Source organism: Aurantimonas sp. A2-1-M11 (assembly GCF_036549475.1).
Classification (GTDB): domain Bacteria; phylum Pseudomonadota; class Alphaproteobacteria; order Rhizobiales; family Rhizobiaceae; genus Aurantimonas.
Genome location: NZ_JAZHLI010000010.1, coordinates 35,962 through 50,969, shown reverse-complemented (window position 1 = coordinate 50,969; position 15,008 = coordinate 35,962). Strand labels below are relative to the sequence as shown.

Below are 15,008 nucleotides of genomic sequence, written 5' to 3'. Positions count from 1 at the left end.
GTCGCGGCCCCTGCCATCAGTCGCAGAACTGCGACTGGCCAGAGGCGTCGACATAGGTGCCGTAGTCGGGATCGAAGCTTTCGTGTTCGCGGGTGCAGCGGTCCAGCCATTCGCGGGTCCATGGGGCCGACGGTGGTGACGCGCGCGGGGTCGGTCGCGCCATGGCCCGATCCGTATCCGTCGCGGCAACGCGCTGACCATAGCCCGGTGCGATGCGGATGATCTTCGGTCCGCCGATCTTGTAGATCACTTCGATGCCGGACGCCGGCATTGGCCGGTTGTCGAGGCGCATGCTCTCCACGTCGATCACCTTCGCCCGTGGTCGCGTCCGGTTGATGCCGTCCGCCGGCGCGTAGGCGGCGGTGCGCACTTGGCGGTCACCGATGTCGCTGGTGATGACGGTGAAGGAACCTGAGGAGCGACGATAGGTCCGCGGCGCTGCGACTTCCTGCCACCCCCGACCGCCACGCAAGTGCCTGCCATCAATCAGGACATTCGGCTCGACCGTGATCGAACCGCCATCCTCGAGAAATTCCTCGCGTTCGTCCGAGAAGACGATGTCCGGAGCAGTGGTGATGGAACCCCCGTCCCGCAGGAATTCTTCGTCGCGACCGGAACCGATGACGATGTCGGGCCGGGTGCTGATGTTGCCGCCATCATCGAGAAAGCCGCCGCGGCGATTGCCGGCGCGCGTGCCGGATCGGCGCTGCAAGGGCCCGCCGCCGTCAAGAAAGCCGCCCGTGGGATCGCTGGTCTGGGGCCGGGAACTGCTGCCGCCGCCCCCGTCGAGATAGGTTTGGCTCCCGGCGGAGGTAGCCGTCAGCAACATCGCGGCGAGGCTGGCAGCGACGGCAAGGCCGCCGGTTCCGCGTTGGCTCGGTCGATGGCGTTGAGACATGGATCGCACTCCCGTTTCGGCCTTTTGCAGGCATTCGGAGGTGGCCTTGCACGTTGCGTGCCAGACGCTTCCGTGTCGAAATGAAACGGTGCGGCGTCTGAAGGAAAAGCCCGTCGCAGAAACGCTTCCGGCTTTCCCAGTTTGTATGTCACGGTGCGGCACCGGGGCAGTCCCGGGGGCAGCCATCGTGCAGGCGTATCAGTCCGCTGCGAGGTTGACGGCTTTCGGGCCCTTGCCGCGCTTGTCCGGTTCGGTGTCGTAGGACACCTTCTGGTTTTCCTCCAGACCGGGCAGGCCGGACGCCTGCACGGCAGAGATGTGGACGAAGATGTCCGCACCACCATTGTCGGGCTTGATGAAACCGAAGCCCTTTTCGGTATTGAAGAACTTGACCGTGCCGGTCTGTGCCATCGTCGGAATTCCTTATCCTGGCATTGCGAGTCGCCGTTTGGCAGTGGCAGGCAAGTCTTGACTAGGAAAGGAACCGATACATCGTGGTCCGAGGTTTCGCGCAGACCACCCGGAGGATGCGCCCCCGATACGCAGCTCGTCCATGACCCTTGTTCGCGAGATTGCCCGAACCCTCCTTCATTGCTATCCCGTATCCGGCTCGGCAAGCAGCGTTTGCACGACACTTGCAACGTGCCAATTCGGGACAGACATTGCAGCTTCCAACATCCCAAACGCGCTGTAAAGACAGATCGCCGCCAGTGTCGGGCGCATTTTCCCCAAGGCATTCCTCCCCAATGACAATACTCGTTTGCGGATTCTCCTCCTTTCCTGGTGCGCCGCGCAATCCGACCGAGGCCATGGCGAAGACACTCGAGACCGATCCGCGCCACGGCCAGGCGTTCCATGCCGCCGTGCTGCCGGTCGAGTGGGATGCGAGCTGGCCGCGGTTGCGCGGGCTCATCGAGACGGTTGCGCCGACCGCGGTCCTTCTCTTTGGCCTGCACCAGCGGGCCGAGCGGCTGCGCATCGAGCGCGTGGCCCGCAACCGTCGCAAGCTCGGTCAGGCCGACGCGGTCGGGGCCTTTCCATCCGGGCCGGCGGTGCTGGATGGACCGGAGGCCCTCGCCTGCAACATGCCGTGGACCGCGGTGGCGGAGGCGCTTCGGGGCGCCGGAGTGTCGTTTGAATGGTCGTCGGATGCAGGCGGCTATCTGTGCAACGATACGCTCTACCGTCTGGCGTTCCATGCAGAAGTGCTCGGGGTTCGCCATTTCGGCTTCTTCCATGTGCCGCTGAGCGACGAGGGTGCGGCCGAGGCCGAAGAGATCGCGGCGATGCCGGAGATCTTCTGCAGCATGCCGGCGGCCCACATCGTCGCGGCCGCCCTGGCGATCGCCGAACGGTTGGAGGTCGGGCCATCATCCTGACCACAGCCGTCCGGCTTTTGCCGGAGGCGGCTTTGCCCTAAGAGCGGGCGCAGCAAAGGCAGAGGAGCCGGCAATGAGCGACGCGAGCATCGACGAGGCCGCACTGGCGGAGGCGTATGACCGGGCCCTGGCCATGGAGAAGGCCGGCGACACGGCGGCGGCGGCCGAGCATTATCGCCGCTGCCTGGCGCTCGACCCGGACGACCATGCGGGTGCGGCGGTCCGGATCGCGGCGATGGGGGAGGGCGAGGCGCCGGTTTCGGCCGGCGACGCCTATGTGGCGACCCTGTTCGACCAGCATGCCGACGATTTCGAGGACATCCTGGTGCGCCAGCTCGGCTATGGCGTGCCGGGGCTGATGGCGGAGCGGCTGGCGGCGATCGGCCCGGCCCGCCACGAACGCGCGCTCGACCTGGGCTGCGGCACCGGCCTGGCCGGCGAGGCGCTGCGGGACCGCATCGCGACGCTGATCGGCGTCGACCTGTCGGAGGGCATGATCGAGACCTGCTTCGACAAGGGTGTCTACGATCACCTCTATATCGGCGAGGCCGTGGGCTTCCTGGAGGAGTTCGACGAGCCCGAGCCCTTCGACCTGGTGGTAGCGACGGACGTGCTGCCGTATCTGGGCGGCCTCGACCCGCTGTTTGCCGCGACCGCCGCGCGCATGGTGGCGGGGGGCCTCCTCGGCTTCTCCACCGAGACCCTGCCGGAGGCGCAGTTCGGCGCACGGGACTTCATGGTGGGGCCGCACCAGCGCTTTCACCACAAGGAAGGCTACGTGCGGGACCGGCTGGCGGCGCATGGCTTCGACACGCTGGAATGCGCGCCCATCGTCGTGCGCCGGCAGGAGGGCGAGCCGGCGGCGGGGCATCTGGTGCTCGCCCGCAAACGCTGATGCGCCGCCTCACGCAGGCGTGCGACGGGGCGCGGCAACCGCCGGGCGGTGCAGCCGTTGACTGGCCGAATGCAACCACAGGAGCCAATCATGCGCAGCATCATCACCATCGCCGCCATCGTCTCGGGCCTGGCCGTCGCCGGCTGCCAGGGCAACATGGCGGGCGAGCGTTCGAGTGTGGTCGACCGCTCGACGCCGTCCGACGGCATCGTGCCGGGACAGATCCCCGAATGACGCCCTGCAACACGCGGGGTGCGCCGCGCGTTGCTCTCGCGACAATCTCGAAACGGAGCCCGTCATGCACCGCACCTTCGCCGCCCTCATCGCCGCCGTGCTGATCCTGCCGGTCCTGCCCGCTGCCGCCCAGCAGACGGTGGGCGTGCGGCTGTCGGAGCGCGAAAAGGCCCAGTCCCGGCGCGTCGTCCTGTCGGACGGGCGCGTGGTGCTGCGCCCGGTGAGCCCCGGCATCCCGTGGCTCTACGGCTTCGGCAGCCGCTATGGCCGGGCCTCGGCCCAGCCGCTGGTCAACGGCGTGACGCCCTCGGTGATGGCCGACACGCCCTCCGGCGGCATCGTGCCGGGCCAGAATCCGCACTGATCGCAATCCCGCCCGGCCGGCCGGCGCGCCACAGGATTTGCGCCGCAAAAGGCCGGACAGTCGGCCCCGTCCTTGCCGATCTCTTCCTTCGTACCGGAGCCCGACCCGATGAAGCTCGTTCCCCTGCTGGCCCTCCTGGCGCTCGGCGCCTGCGCGACGCCGTCCGACGAGGTGCGCAGCGCCCGCTGGGAATCCCAGGCCTCGATAATGGACACCGCCGTCCCGCGCTGACGGGGTTCGCCTGGATGACATGGGGCGGTTCCCGGCCCGCCGGCGGTTGAAACGGCGGCCGGTCCGTGCGAGGGCGCGCCATCGTCTCGACCGCCATGGAGCCGCCCGTGTCCGACCTTGCCCTGCGCCCTAATGCGCCCTTCGACCTCGCCCCGCTCGCCCGGATGCTGGTGGAGGAGGACGACCTCGCTCTGGTCAATCCCAACGCCAAGCATCCCTTCGATCCGCTGGAATGGCAGGAAAAATGGCTGAACGAGGCCGACGACGCCTCGTTCTACCTGGTCGACGAGACCGGTCGCGAGGTGGGCTTCTTCGCCCTGCGCGTCGGCATCGGGCCGGAGGTGCGCCATCTGGTCTATGTCTTCGTCGAGGCGGCGGCCCGCGGCGGTGCCGGCGCCCGGTTGGCGGCGCTGGCCGAAGAGGCCGCCCGCGACCTGGGCGCCATTTCCATCACCCTCAAGGTCGAGCTCGACAACGAACCGGCGTTGCGGGTCTACGAGGCCGCCGGCTACGAGGAGCTGAGCCGTCGCAACGGCATGGCCACGATGCGGCGCGACTGGGGGTAGGGCGCGGCTTTTGCCGCTGAGCCGCTGCAGTAGCCCCCCATCTCCGTAGCCCCTCATCCTGAGCCTGTCGAAGGACGAGGGGCGCTCGGCGCAGCTGGACCCCTGCTCCCCCGTCCTTCGACAGGCTCAGGATGTGGGAGCAGGGGCGCCGCGCCTGTCTCCTGCGTCGATGTCGCCCGCTCCGATGCCCGCCGGCGCGTCACCCGCCGTTTCAGCGCCCTGCATCTCCGCCAGCGCCCCTTTCGCGGCGCGGATGGTTTCGGCTTCGCGGCGCAGGAGGATGGGGTCGCGGAAGGCGGCCGGGGTGAGCAGGCACATCATCGCGTAGGGCAGGGCCAGGCGCACCGGGCGCGGCAGGGCGGCGAAGCAGGGGGCTTCCTGGGCCGCGGCCTCGGGCGGCCGGTCGCCCGGGCGCTCGCCCTAGCGGCAGGCGCGGGGGGCCCGCCGGCAGGAGCCGCGCCGGCAGATGGCTGCCAGCAGCCAGGCGGCGCTGGGCATCAGCCGGTCGGCCCGTTCCGCCACAGGGGCCTGTGACGGGGCGTGCGCCGGCCCGGACCGGGCCGGCCGCAGATGCGCCGACCGGGCCTGTGCCAAGCGGGGGCGCGCAACGCGGGGCGGTTTCGGCCGGCCGGCAAGGGCGGCGGTGACCAGCGCCAGATGCGCGGTGGCGCGGCGGTGGCTGTCGGCGATCTCCTCGGGCGTCATCGGCGGGTCCTCGGCCATGGGCGGCTCCTTCATCGGGGACGTTTCACATGGCGTGCGGATGCGGCGCCGCGCCCGTTGCCGGGCCGGCGGTCGTCTTCCTGGGGCGGGCGGCGGATCGCCGACGGCACGCCATGGGGAAGGCAAGAGGCGGCACGCCGTCGGCGATCCGCGCGGTGTCTTGGCAGCCCGATGGAAGGAGTCACTGCCCAGCTGTTGCGCTGGGACCCCCTTCCGGCCGGCTCTTCGCCCTTTCGGGCTCAAGCGGAGCGATCCGCGGCCCCCTCCTAATGGGGGACGGTCCGGCACTGTCTCGGGCCGTCCGGGCCGGCGCGTCTCCGGAAGACGCCCCGTCGCGGACACCGCTCGCCGCCCCCGACCGATCCCGGCGATCGTCCGTGCCCGCCGTGGGCAGCGATGGGGGGAGTATGGGGGACGGGGAGGGGCGGGGATAAGTGGGGGGCGGCTATCGGTCACCTGGCTTGGTGCTAAGGCCAATTTCACGCCGCGCCGACACCAAGAGCCGCATCACCCGACGAATTTGTTTTCAAACTCACTTTGTTGTTCAGACTGCGCACTAGTCCTGGTGGGCGGCACGCCCCCTCAGCGAAGGCCGATGCGGGCCGACCAGAAGCGCCCGATTGGCTTGAAGCGCAGCGACGGGCGGTCGGGGTCGGCCTTGAGCAGCGCGAATTTCTTGTCGGCCTGACTGCGGACCGGGGCAGGGAGTGCGTTGTAGGCCTTCCAGAAGGAAGCGGCCGCGTGATGGATCACAGAGGGCGCGTCCGCCCGGCCTGGAAGTCGGCGAGGGCGGCGTCGGCAAGGGCATCGAGCGTGCCGGACGCGGCGTCCTGCGCGATCGCCGCGTCGAAGCGGTCGGCATCGTAGGCGTCGAACCAGGCGCGCAGGCGCGCCCGCTCGGCGCCGGAGAGGGAGGCGATTTCGGCTTCGATCTTTTCCACGCGGGTCATCGGGGCAGCTCCGGCATCTGCTGCAAGTATACGGGCGCGTTCGGAATTTTGAAGTCCCGCCGCCCCTACTGCCCCGGACGCCCGGTCTTGCCGGGGCGGCGCTTGCGGCGCTGGTCGGCGGGGCCCTCGTGGGAGCCGCGGCCGATGCGTTCGCGGCGGATCGGGGCGGGGGAGTCGGGGTCGCCTCTGCGTGGTTCGACAGGCTCACCATGAGGGGCGTTGGTGGATGACCCACCCCCCTCTGTCCTGCCGGACATCTCCCCCACAGGGGGGGAGTTCGGCTGCTTCGCCGTCGCGGGCTTCCTCGGCGGGGCCTTGCCGGTCGGCTTTTCGGTGCGGCCGACGGTCATTTCGTCGAGGGAGTTCTTGCGGAAATAGGAGGCCCCGCGCGGTTCGGCAGGCTCGCCATGAGGGCGGCCGGCCGGGAGGGCCGCGTCGGTGCCGGGGCCCATGTCGTCCAGGGACGGCTTGCGGAACAGCGAGGCGGGGGCCGCGGCGGGGCCTTCGCCGCGAGGCTTGAGCGGTTCCCCGCGTGGGCCAAAACGTTCGCCGCCGGCGGGGGAGCGGTCGCGCTTGGTCTTGCGGCCGTATTTGGAGCGGCCGGTGACCGGGGAGATGGCGTCCTCCTCGAAGGCGATGGCGTCGGCGGCGGTGTCACCGGGCTCGGGGGACGCGCCCCGGGCGGCTTTTTTGCCGGCCTTGCCGTCGCCGCGGGGGCCGACCGGCGCGACATGGGGGGAGAGCGCCGCGTCCGGCGAGGCGTCGCCGCCGGGGATGCCGCCATATTCCAGCTCCTTGGCGCGCAGGCGCTTGAGCTCGTCGCGCAGGCGCGCGGCGGTCTCGAAGTCGAGGTCGGCGGCGGCGTCGCGCATCTGCTTTTCCAGATGCTCCAGATGGCTGCGGAGGTTGTTGCCGACCAGGGCGCCTTCCGTCGCGCCGGGGCCGACATCGACCCGCACATGGTCCTTTTCGTAATAGCTGTCGAGAATGTCGGCGATCTGCGCCTTCACCGAGGCCGGGGTGATGCCGTGCTCGGCATTGTAGGCCTCCTGCTTCTCGCGGCGCCGGCTGGTCTCGGCGATGGCCCGCTCCATGGAGCCGGTGGTGCGGTCGGCATAGAGGATGACCTTGCCGTCGATGTTGCGCGCCGCGCGGCCGATGGTCTGGATCAGCGAGGTCTCCGAGCGCAGGAAGCCTTCCTTGTCGGCGTCGAGAATGGCGACGAGGCCGCATTCGGGGATGTCGAGGCCCTCGCGCAGCAGGTTGATGCCGACCAGCACGTCGAAGGCGCCGAGGCGCAGGTCGCGGATGATCTCGATGCGCTCCAGCGTGTCGATGTCGGAGTGCATGTAGCGCACGCGAATGCCCTGCTCGTGGAGATATTCGGTGAGGTCCTCGGCCATGCGCTTGGTGAGCACGGTGGCCAGCACCCGGTAGCCCTTGGCGACGGTCTCGCGGATCTCGCCGACGAGGTCGTCGACCTGGGAGCGGGCGGGGCGGATCTCGACCGGCGGGTCGATCAGGCCGGTGGGGCGGATGACCTGTTCGGCGAAGACGCCGCCGGCCTCCTCCATTTCCCAACTGCCGGGGGTGGCCGAGACCGCGACGGTCTGCGGCCGCATGGCGTTCCACTCCTCGAAGCGGAGCGGGCGGTTGTCCATGCAGGAGGGCAGGCGAAACCCGTATTCGGCCAGCGTCGCCTTGCGGCGGAAGTCGCCGCGATACATGGCGCCGATCTGCGGCACGGTGACGTGGCTCTCGTCGATGAAGACCAGGGCGTTGTCGGGCAGGTATTCGAACAGGGTCGGCGGCGGGTGGCCGGGCTGGCGGCCGGTGAGGTAGCGCGAATAGTTCTCGATGCCGGGGCAGGACCCGGTGGCCTCGATCATCTCGATGTCGAAGCGGGTGCGCTGCTCCAGCCGCTGGGCTTCCAGCAGGCGCCCGGCCTTTTCCAGCTCGACGAGGCGGTGGCGCAGCTCCTCCTTGATGGAGCGCACGGCCTGGGTGAGCGTCGGGCGCGGCGTGACATAGTGGGAATTGGCGTAGATCTTCACCGACTTGAGGTCGTCGGTCTTGCTGCCGGTGAGCGGGTCGAATTCCTGGATGGATTCAATCTCGTCGCCGAACAGCGAGATGCGCCAGGCCCGGTCTTCCAGATGGGCGGGGAAGATCTCGATGGTGTCGCCGCGGACGCGGAAGCTCCCGCGTTGAAAATCCATGTCGCGGCGCTTGTACTGCTGGGCGACGAGGTCGGCGAGGAGCTGGCGCTGGTCGAGCCGGTCGCCGATGGCCATCTGGAAGGTCATCGCCGTGTAGGTCTCGACCGAGCCGATACCGTAGATGCAGGACACCGATGCGACGATGATGACGTCGTCGCGCTCCAGGAGCGCGCGGGTGGCGGCGTGGCGCATCCGGTCGATCTGCTCGTTGATCGAGGATTCCTTCTCGATGAAGGTGTCCGAGCGCGGCACGTAGGCCTCGGGCTGGTAGTAGTCATAATAGGAGACGAAGTACTCGACGGCGTTGTCGGGGAAGAAGTTCTTGAACTCGCCGTAGAGCTGGGCGGCCAGCGTCTTGTTCGGCGCCAGGACGAGGGCCGGGCGCTGGGTCCGCTCGATGACGTTGGCGACGCTGAAGGTCTTGCCGGAGCCGGTGACGCCAAGCAGCACCTGGGTCTGGTCGTGGTCGGTGATGCCGGCGACGAGGTCGGCGATGGCCGTCGGCTGGTCGCCCTGGGGCGTGTAGTCGGACGCGATGCGGAAGGGCACGCCGCCCTCGGACTTGTCCGGCCGGGCCGGGCGGTGGGGAATCCAGACCTTGCCGTCCTTGAGCAGCGGATCGCCCTCGGAGATCAGCCTGGTCAGCGCGTCGACCGTGGCGGTGACGCCGCCCTCGGGCAGGCCCTGGGCGTCCTCGAGGCTGAGATCCATGCCGGCCACCGGGTTGAGCCCGGCGGCGGCGCGCTTCTTGGGGTCGCTGGTGCCGCCCATGGACGTGCCGCGCGCGGTCTTGCCGGGGCGGGCGCCGGTGGCAGGCGGAGTCTTGCCCGTGGCCTTGCCGGATCTGGCGGCGGGTTTCACTTTGGCCGGCGCCGCGTCGGGGGGCGCGCCATCGGCGACGTGTTCGGCCTGGGTCTCCAGCCCTTCGGCGATCTCGTCGGCCCAGCCGGACACCGGCCCGGCAAACTCCCGGTCGGCGGCGAAATCCGCCTGGGGCGCTTCGGCAAATCCGCCGCGGCGCGCCGGCGCGCCCGGATCGAAGGGCGCGTTCTCCTCGACGGGGGTGGGATTCGAGCGGGGGGTGCGGGATCTGGAAGCCATGGCGGAACATATAGGGACCGCGCCGCGGGGTTGGAAGCGGGGATGCGGGCGCAAAGCTGCGGGCGGGAGACTGGGGGCGGGGTGGGCGGCGTGCGTGGCCGATTCTGCACCGGAGAGGCGGTGGCGGCGCAGATGGCCCTCCATCGACGGCGCGAGCGACATCTCGCCGCGGCGGCGGGTTTTATGGCGGAATGTCGTAATTTCGGCAGATCGCCGCGGCATGGCCTCGGGCAATCGGCGCCGCGGAAGCGGGCGTCCCATTGCCAGGAGTTCTTGCCCATGAATATCGTCCGTCCCGCCCTCGTCGCGGTGTTGTGCGTCGGCGCGGCCGGCACCGCCTCCGCGCAGGCCCTCACGGGGGACTGGCTGACCGAGAATGGCGAGCGCGTGACCATCGCGCCCTGCGGCAACGGCTATTGTTCGGTGGTGGCGACGGGCACCTATCAGGGCCAGCGCATTGCCGAGGTCGCCGGCACCGGGCCGGAATATCCCGGCACCATCACCGATCCGAGCGCCGGCAAGACCTACAAGGGCTCGATGACGGTGCGCGGCACGCAGCTCGACCTGAAGGGCTGCCTGATGGGCATGTTCTGCAAGACCGTCCAGAGCTGGCGCCGTCCCTGAGCGCCGTCCACGCGTCGCTCGTGCCGCCGGGCGAGGGGGTCTCGTATCCCGGTCGGCATTGGCGGCGCACTTGCGGAAGGCTGAGGTTTCTGGCCGTCAGGAGGGCGGCGACGGTCCCGGGCTGCGACAGGATATGTCGGACCAAAGGCGTGGGCAGGCGAGCGAGGCATACTCGGTCGCCGACCACCATGATGGCATGGTCGAGCGGTCGACCGGTCCACTGGCTGTCAGGCGGTCTTCAAGGCTCACGCACGCCTCCCACGGGAGTGTCCGGTCTTTTGTGTATGGCTGAACCGGTCCATGCTTCCTGAGAGGAGCAAGGACGATGACAATATCCAACGAGCTACTGGACGAGCTGCTGAAGGGCTGCGAGCGTCCTGATGATCTGCTTGGCGACGCAGGGCTGATGAAGCAGCTGAAGACCCTACTGATGGAGCGAATGCTTGGCGGTGAACTGACAGCGCATCTGGGCTACGAGGCCGGAGCGGAACCGCTTCCCGGTCAGACGAACCGACGCAACGGGACCACGACCAAGCGTGTGAAGGGGCAGGACGGGGAACCGCTAGCCGCTCCCCGCGACCGGGATGGCAGTTTCGAACCCGAGCTTGTGAAGAGGGTCAGACCCGAATCGACGGGATCGATGACAAGATCATCGAATTGTATGCCGCCGGTCTGTCGGTGCGCGACATCCGGGCTCACCTTGAGCAACCCCGCCAGCGTCCTGGAACGCGATACGTCGAGCTCGCTGGCCGGCTTCGGGCGTGAGAAGAGTTAGCCCTGCACCTGCGTGCATCCGATGAGCTGGAGGTAGCTCAACTGCTCCTCGGTCTCCACGCCCTCGGCCGTTGTCCTGATCCCGAGCTTCTTGCCCAGGTCGGTAACGATCTCCACGATGGCCGAGGCATCGGAAGAACTCGTCATATTCTGGATGAAGCCCTTGTCGAAACGCTGGTTCTGCAAGGTCAGAACACCGTGGGTCTCGGCAAGCTGGGCTGCGGTCGCGCTCAGGCTCTCATGGTTCTGCCCGAGGAGCCTGTTTTGCGTCACCAGGAGGAGGATGAGACCGATGCCGCAGAGAATGAGGCCCCAGGCGAGCCCGGTGAAGAGCAGATGCAGCCGTTCAAGCTCCCTCCGATCTTCGGTGCGACCTTCAGGTATATTCATTCGACGACAAGCTTCGTAACTTGCCACGCGGAGCGAGCAAAATAGGTCTGCGTCTGTAGGACCGGATCGCTGTCATAGTCATAGACGATGAACAGAGGGCCTTTTTCGCGCACCGACATGTATTCTCCGTCCCGCTTCAGAGCCAGGATCACGTCGAAATCGAAAAAGTCCGTCATCGGAATGGTGGTGACATAGTCGTTGAGCGCAGTGGCGGTGACGGAATTCCCCTGGGCACCCAGCATTTCCATCAGTTTGGCGAGGCGGATGCCCGAGAATTCCGTTCGGCCATCGGACCACTGCGTCTTGGTGGTGATGCTCTCGGCCCCCAGCGCCTCCAGCATGACCCGGTCGAAGACGGCGGTTTCGCCGATATTGGTCGACGAGATCGCTCCGGATACCTCGAGGATCGGCTTGCCTTGCGGAAGGTCGAGCTCACCCGCAAACGCCGGAGCACCCAGAAACAATGCACCCAATGCACAGAGGCAAACTGTTGAAAGACATCGCGCCATAGCCGCCTTTGCCTCCAAGATTGCCAGTGGCGGAGACCATGGCGTCTTTCTCCTAAGCTAAGGACCCATGAACAAAAAGCTGTCGTAACGGTGTGGTGGCAAGATCGGCTCGGCACGCGGGCTTTTGCCGGCGTCGCAATCTCAGGGCGGGCTCCAGCTGCCAGCCGCACTCACCGACGCGCCACCCAGGGGCAATGGATTTGCGCGCCGTTGCCGTCCGGTGAACGGATGAAGGAGTGCGGATTGATGACGAGCAGAACCGGGGACATGACGGGGCAGGGCGCGGCGAGGGGGCGGCGAGCGGCGTGGCCGTCGCAGCTTGCCGGGGGCCGCCTGCGGCACCCCGCTCTCGCGTCGATCCTCTTCGGTCACATCGTCCCTGGCGGTGGGGTCCCTACGGGACGCGGACACATCAATGGCGGCTGCCCAATCGCTTTAGCACGGCCCAGCTTCGAAGATCCGACAGGGCCTTGCCGGTCGCGGCCAGGACCAGGATGCAGAGAAAAACCTTCGAGATCGTGCCCATCGTGCCCTCGATCAGCAGCGCGTGGACGACGCTGCCAACGACGACCATCGTCGCCAGCGCCGTATGGGCGAAACGCCAGATCGGCGGACGGATGCGCAGCTTCCTGCGCAGGGCGGCCAGCGTGGCCGCCGCGAAAAGCGCCCACATGGCGACGACGCCCCAGTTGGAAAACGGCGTCGGAGAATCGAAGAGCAGCGCATCCACGACGTCCGGCGGGCTCGTCAGCCAGAGGCCTCCCACATGGGCAACGACCGCGGCGACGAGGGTCATCCCGACCCATTGGTGGACCCGGCGCCCGTCTCGCATGCCGATTCCGGGCAGATATCCGGCCGCGAGAAGGGGCTGAAGGAGGAGCAGCGCCATCGCTGCTATCCCGGCAAAGCCTGCCGCGATATAGATCCCGCTGCGATAGGCGAGGTATTCGCTCGTCGCTGCAATCACGACAGGGCCGACGACTGCGACGGCGAGAGCCGATAAGCCCAGAACGGCCCGGATGGACAACGACATGAAGTCAGGCCGGCTGCAGGACGAAGTCGGCGCTGAGGCTCGTGTCTTTCGGACTGGACATGAGGGGCCGGAGGAAGACGGCCTCGAATTCGGGATCGTCATAGGCCAGATGGCCGTGCGCCTGGCCGAACGCGGGTACGATCTGCGGCATTTCCAGCCGGAACACGCCGTCGGGGCCGGTCAGCGTGGCTCCGTGGCTTTCCGGATCGCGTTCGTAGGCTTCTGTCGTGTGCGCCCAGACCTGGATGCGGATGCCTTCGAGCGGAGCGCCGTCGCCGGCACGGCGAACGCGGCCCGACATCCAGAAGCCGCCATTGCCGATTCGTTCGACGATCGGCGCACCGGGACGATAATTGTTCGAACCGCCGCGCATGGAGGGCGTGGGTGCGAGGCCCTGGGCGCGCGCGGGGACGAGCAAGCCGGCGACGCCACTCGTCAGCAAGGCACCACCGACGGCGGCACCGGCCGCCAGCATCGTCCTGCGGTTCAGACGGGTCTGAGACAATATGGCCTCCCAGGCGGTTCGTCGGACGAAGAGCTCGTCCTGCAAGATCGAGGGATCGGACGCAACGACGTCAACCGGGTCCCTGTTGCGCGTGCGGCATCCTGCTCGGGTGCCGCGCCTTTTCTTTGAAATGGAAGCCATTCTGAGCCGAAACAAGTCAGAACTGTTCACGGAACGTTGAGGCGGACGCGTGGCCCGTCGATCGGTCCGACGGACTTCGCCACGTCGCAGCAGGGGCGTGCAGCAAGCCGGATGCGACGTCCAGTCGGGCTCCATCTGCGCGGCCGGCCAGGGAGCACGCGCCCGACACCCACGCCGCCGCGTGGCAACGGATCGGCGTCCGAGCCGTTGCCGTCTGTGAACGGACGAAGGAGTGCGGATTGATGACGAGCAGAACCGGGGACGTGGCGGGGCAGGGCGCGGCGAGGGGGCGGCGGGCTGCGTGGCCCTCGCAGCTGCCGGCCGCAGGGTGGAAGGACGTGCTGTGGCGGGTCTACGGCGAGATCGGCCAGGACCGGGTAATGCTGATCGCCGCCGGCGTGACCTATTACCTGCTGCTGGCGCTGGTGCCCGCCCTCTCGGCCCTGGTGTCGGTCTACGGCCTGTTCGCCGATCCGGCGACGGTGCAGGAGCATGCCGCGATGCTGCAGTCGGTGATCCCCGGCGGCGGCATGGAGATCATCAACGAGCAGCTAACGCGGCTCGCCGAGCAGGGCACCACCACGCTGGGCCTGACCTTCGCAATCTCGCTGGCCATTGCCCTGTGGAGCGCCAATGCCGGCATGAAGTCGCTGTTCGAGGCGATGAACGTGGCCTATGACGAGGCGGAGAAGCGCAGTTTCGTCAAGCTGACCGCGGTGTCCTTCGTCTTCACCCTGGGGGCGATCGTCGCGGTGATCCTGTTCATCGGCCTCGTCGTCGGCCTACCGCTGGTGCTGGGGTTCCTGGGCCTGGGCAGCGGCACCCAGTGGCTGGTGAGCCTGGCCAGTTATGCGGCCCTGTTCGCGCTGGTCTTCCTGGGCATCGGCGCGCTGTATCACTGGGGCCCGAGCCGGACCCGGGCGAAATGGCGCTGGATCACCCCCGGCACCGTGCTGACGGTGGTGGTGATCGCCGCGGTGTCGGTGCTGTTTTCCTGGTACGTGGCCAATTTCGGCTCCTACAACGCGACCTATGGCTCGCTGGGGGCCTTGATCGGCTTCATGACCTGGATCTGGATCTCGACCATCATCCTGATCGTCGGCGGCGAGCTGAACGCCGAGATGGAGCACCAGACCATCCGCGACACGACCCATGCCCCGGCCCAGCCCATGGGCGCGCGCGGCGCCACCATGGCAGACACGATCGGCAAGGCCTCGGGCGCCGACGCGGCGCCCGAACTGCCGAACCGGCGCGACGACGTGCAGCGTTTGCTCGACCGGCGCCGCGGCTCGTCGAAGGTGCTGGCGATGGCGTTGCCGACCGCCCTGTTCGTGACGTGGATCCTGCGCAACCGCGATCGCTGACGCGGGATGGGACGCCAGCGGCGCGTGGCGGACGGCGCGGTGCCGTCCGCTGCAACGCCGCGGGCGTGTGAAACTGCCGGCGGTGCCTTCCGGATGCGGATCAGGTCT

General features: G+C 68.3%; 20 protein-coding genes. 9 read left to right on the top strand and 11 right to left on the bottom strand.

All coding sequences use genetic code 11. The features are described from left to right. Nucleotides 1-16: 16 nt before the first annotated feature. Together VQ042_RS06860 and VQ042_RS06855 are read right to left on the bottom strand one after the other, a co-directional pair. The gene (locus VQ042_RS06860) at nt 17-898 is read right to left on the bottom strand and encodes a hypothetical protein (RefSeq protein WP_331816902.1); all 882 of its coding nucleotides are present in this window, start codon (nt 896-898) and stop codon (nt 17-19) included. A 198-nt stretch (nt 899-1,096) separates the two neighbouring features. Continuing rightward, entirely contained in the window at nt 1,097-1,309 is a 213-nt protein-coding gene (locus VQ042_RS06855) for a cold-shock protein (RefSeq protein WP_331816900.1), read from the bottom strand. A gap of 335 nt (nt 1,310-1,644) precedes the next feature. On the opposite strand from VQ042_RS06855, the gene VQ042_RS06850 reads away from it, so the two are divergent. The 6 genes from VQ042_RS06850 (at nt 1,645) to VQ042_RS06825 (ending at nt 4,567) form a co-directional block, all read left to right on the top strand. Next, complete coding sequence (locus tag VQ042_RS06850) at nt 1,645-2,277, top strand: pyroglutamyl-peptidase I family protein (protein WP_331816898.1); 633 nt, start codon at nt 1,645-1,647, stop codon at nt 2,275-2,277. A 73-nt stretch (nt 2,278-2,350) separates the two neighbouring features. After that, nucleotides 2,351-3,172 carry a class I SAM-dependent DNA methyltransferase gene (locus VQ042_RS06845; protein ID WP_331816896.1) on the top strand — a complete coding sequence of 274 codons (822 nt, stop codon included), beginning with the start codon at nt 2,351-2,353 and terminating at the stop codon, nt 3,170-3,172. Nucleotides 3,173-3,262: 90 nt separating this feature from the next. Beyond that, nucleotides 3,263-3,406 (top strand): hypothetical protein, encoded by a 144-nt coding sequence (locus VQ042_RS06840; RefSeq protein ID WP_331816894.1) that lies wholly within the window; start codon nt 3,263-3,265, stop codon nt 3,404-3,406. 64 nt (nt 3,407-3,470) lie between these two features. After that, nucleotides 3,471-3,770, top strand: coding sequence for a hypothetical protein (locus tag VQ042_RS06835; RefSeq protein WP_331816892.1), 300 nt, complete (start codon nt 3,471-3,473; stop codon nt 3,768-3,770). Between the two features lie 108 nt (nt 3,771-3,878). Further along, nucleotides 3,879-4,001, top strand: a complete 123-nt coding sequence (locus VQ042_RS06830) for a hypothetical protein (RefSeq protein ID WP_331816890.1) — start codon at nt 3,879-3,881, stop codon at nt 3,999-4,001. A 107-nt stretch (nt 4,002-4,108) separates the two neighbouring features. Further along, entirely contained in the window at nt 4,109-4,567 is a 459-nt protein-coding gene (locus VQ042_RS06825) for a GNAT family N-acetyltransferase (protein ID WP_331816888.1), read from the top strand. Nucleotides 4,568-4,693: 126 nt separating this feature from the next. Here VQ042_RS06825 and VQ042_RS06820 read toward each other — a convergent pair whose 3' ends face one another. The 5 genes from VQ042_RS06820 to uvrB all read right to left on the bottom strand — a co-directional run bounded on the left by VQ042_RS06820 (nt 4,694) and on the right by uvrB (nt 9,560). Continuing rightward, nucleotides 4,694-4,912, bottom strand: a complete 219-nt coding sequence (locus VQ042_RS06820) for a hypothetical protein (protein ID WP_331816886.1) — start codon at nt 4,910-4,912, stop codon at nt 4,694-4,696. Nucleotides 4,913-4,987: 75 nt separating this feature from the next. Next, a complete protein-coding gene (locus VQ042_RS06815; RefSeq protein WP_331816884.1) occupies nt 4,988-5,305 on the bottom strand; it encodes a hypothetical protein in 318 nt (105 codons plus the stop codon). A gap of 567 nt (nt 5,306-5,872) precedes the next feature. Next, nucleotides 5,873-6,043 (bottom strand): hypothetical protein, encoded by a 171-nt coding sequence (locus VQ042_RS06810; RefSeq protein ID WP_331816882.1) that lies wholly within the window; start codon nt 6,041-6,043, stop codon nt 5,873-5,875. After that, nucleotides 6,040-6,240, bottom strand: coding sequence for a hypothetical protein (locus VQ042_RS06805; protein WP_331816880.1), 201 nt, complete (start codon nt 6,238-6,240; stop codon nt 6,040-6,042). The genes VQ042_RS06810 and VQ042_RS06805 overlap by 4 nt, the downstream gene beginning before the upstream one ends. Nucleotides 6,241-6,305: 65 nt before the next feature. Continuing rightward, nucleotides 6,306-9,560, bottom strand: a complete 3,255-nt coding sequence (gene uvrB, locus VQ042_RS06800; RefSeq protein ID WP_331816878.1) for an excinuclease ABC subunit UvrB — start codon at nt 9,558-9,560, stop codon at nt 6,306-6,308. Nucleotides 9,561-9,839: 279 nt separating this feature from the next. On the opposite strand from uvrB, the gene VQ042_RS06795 reads away from it, so the two are divergent. Both VQ042_RS06795 and VQ042_RS06790 read left to right on the top strand, forming a co-directional pair. Further along, entirely contained in the window at nt 9,840-10,184 is a 345-nt protein-coding gene (locus VQ042_RS06795) for a DUF2147 domain-containing protein (protein ID WP_331816876.1), read from the top strand. A 325-nt stretch (nt 10,185-10,509) separates the two neighbouring features. Beyond that, nucleotides 10,510-10,959 (top strand): transposase, encoded by a 450-nt coding sequence (locus VQ042_RS06790; RefSeq protein WP_331816874.1) that lies wholly within the window; start codon nt 10,510-10,512, stop codon nt 10,957-10,959. On the opposite strand, the gene VQ042_RS06785 is transcribed toward VQ042_RS06790, so the two are convergent. The 4 genes from VQ042_RS06785 to VQ042_RS06770 form a co-directional block, all read right to left on the bottom strand. Next, nucleotides 10,956-11,348: an EAL domain-containing protein gene (locus VQ042_RS06785; protein WP_331816872.1), complete on the bottom strand. Its 393-nt coding sequence runs from the start codon at nt 11,346-11,348 to the stop codon at nt 10,956-10,958. The genes VQ042_RS06790 and VQ042_RS06785 overlap by 4 nt on opposite strands. Then, nucleotides 11,345-11,857, bottom strand: coding sequence for a molybdopterin-dependent oxidoreductase (locus tag VQ042_RS06780; protein WP_331816870.1), 513 nt, complete (start codon nt 11,855-11,857; stop codon nt 11,345-11,347). Before VQ042_RS06780 ends, VQ042_RS06785 begins: the two co-directional genes overlap by 4 nt. A gap of 412 nt (nt 11,858-12,269) precedes the next feature. Next, nucleotides 12,270-12,890 carry a ferric reductase-like transmembrane domain-containing protein gene (locus VQ042_RS06775; protein ID WP_331816868.1) on the bottom strand — a complete coding sequence of 207 codons (621 nt, stop codon included), beginning with the start codon at nt 12,888-12,890 and terminating at the stop codon, nt 12,270-12,272. 4 nt (nt 12,891-12,894) lie between these two features. Continuing rightward, nucleotides 12,895-13,365: a twin-arginine translocation pathway signal gene (locus VQ042_RS06770; RefSeq protein WP_442880049.1), complete on the bottom strand. Its 471-nt coding sequence runs from the start codon at nt 13,363-13,365 to the stop codon at nt 12,895-12,897. 413 nt (nt 13,366-13,778) lie between these two features. Between VQ042_RS06770 and VQ042_RS06765 the strand changes: the two genes are divergently transcribed. Then, complete coding sequence (locus VQ042_RS06765; RefSeq protein ID WP_331816864.1) at nt 13,779-14,900, top strand: YihY/virulence factor BrkB family protein; 1,122 nt, start codon at nt 13,779-13,781, stop codon at nt 14,898-14,900. Nucleotides 14,901-15,008 lie beyond the last annotated feature (108 nt).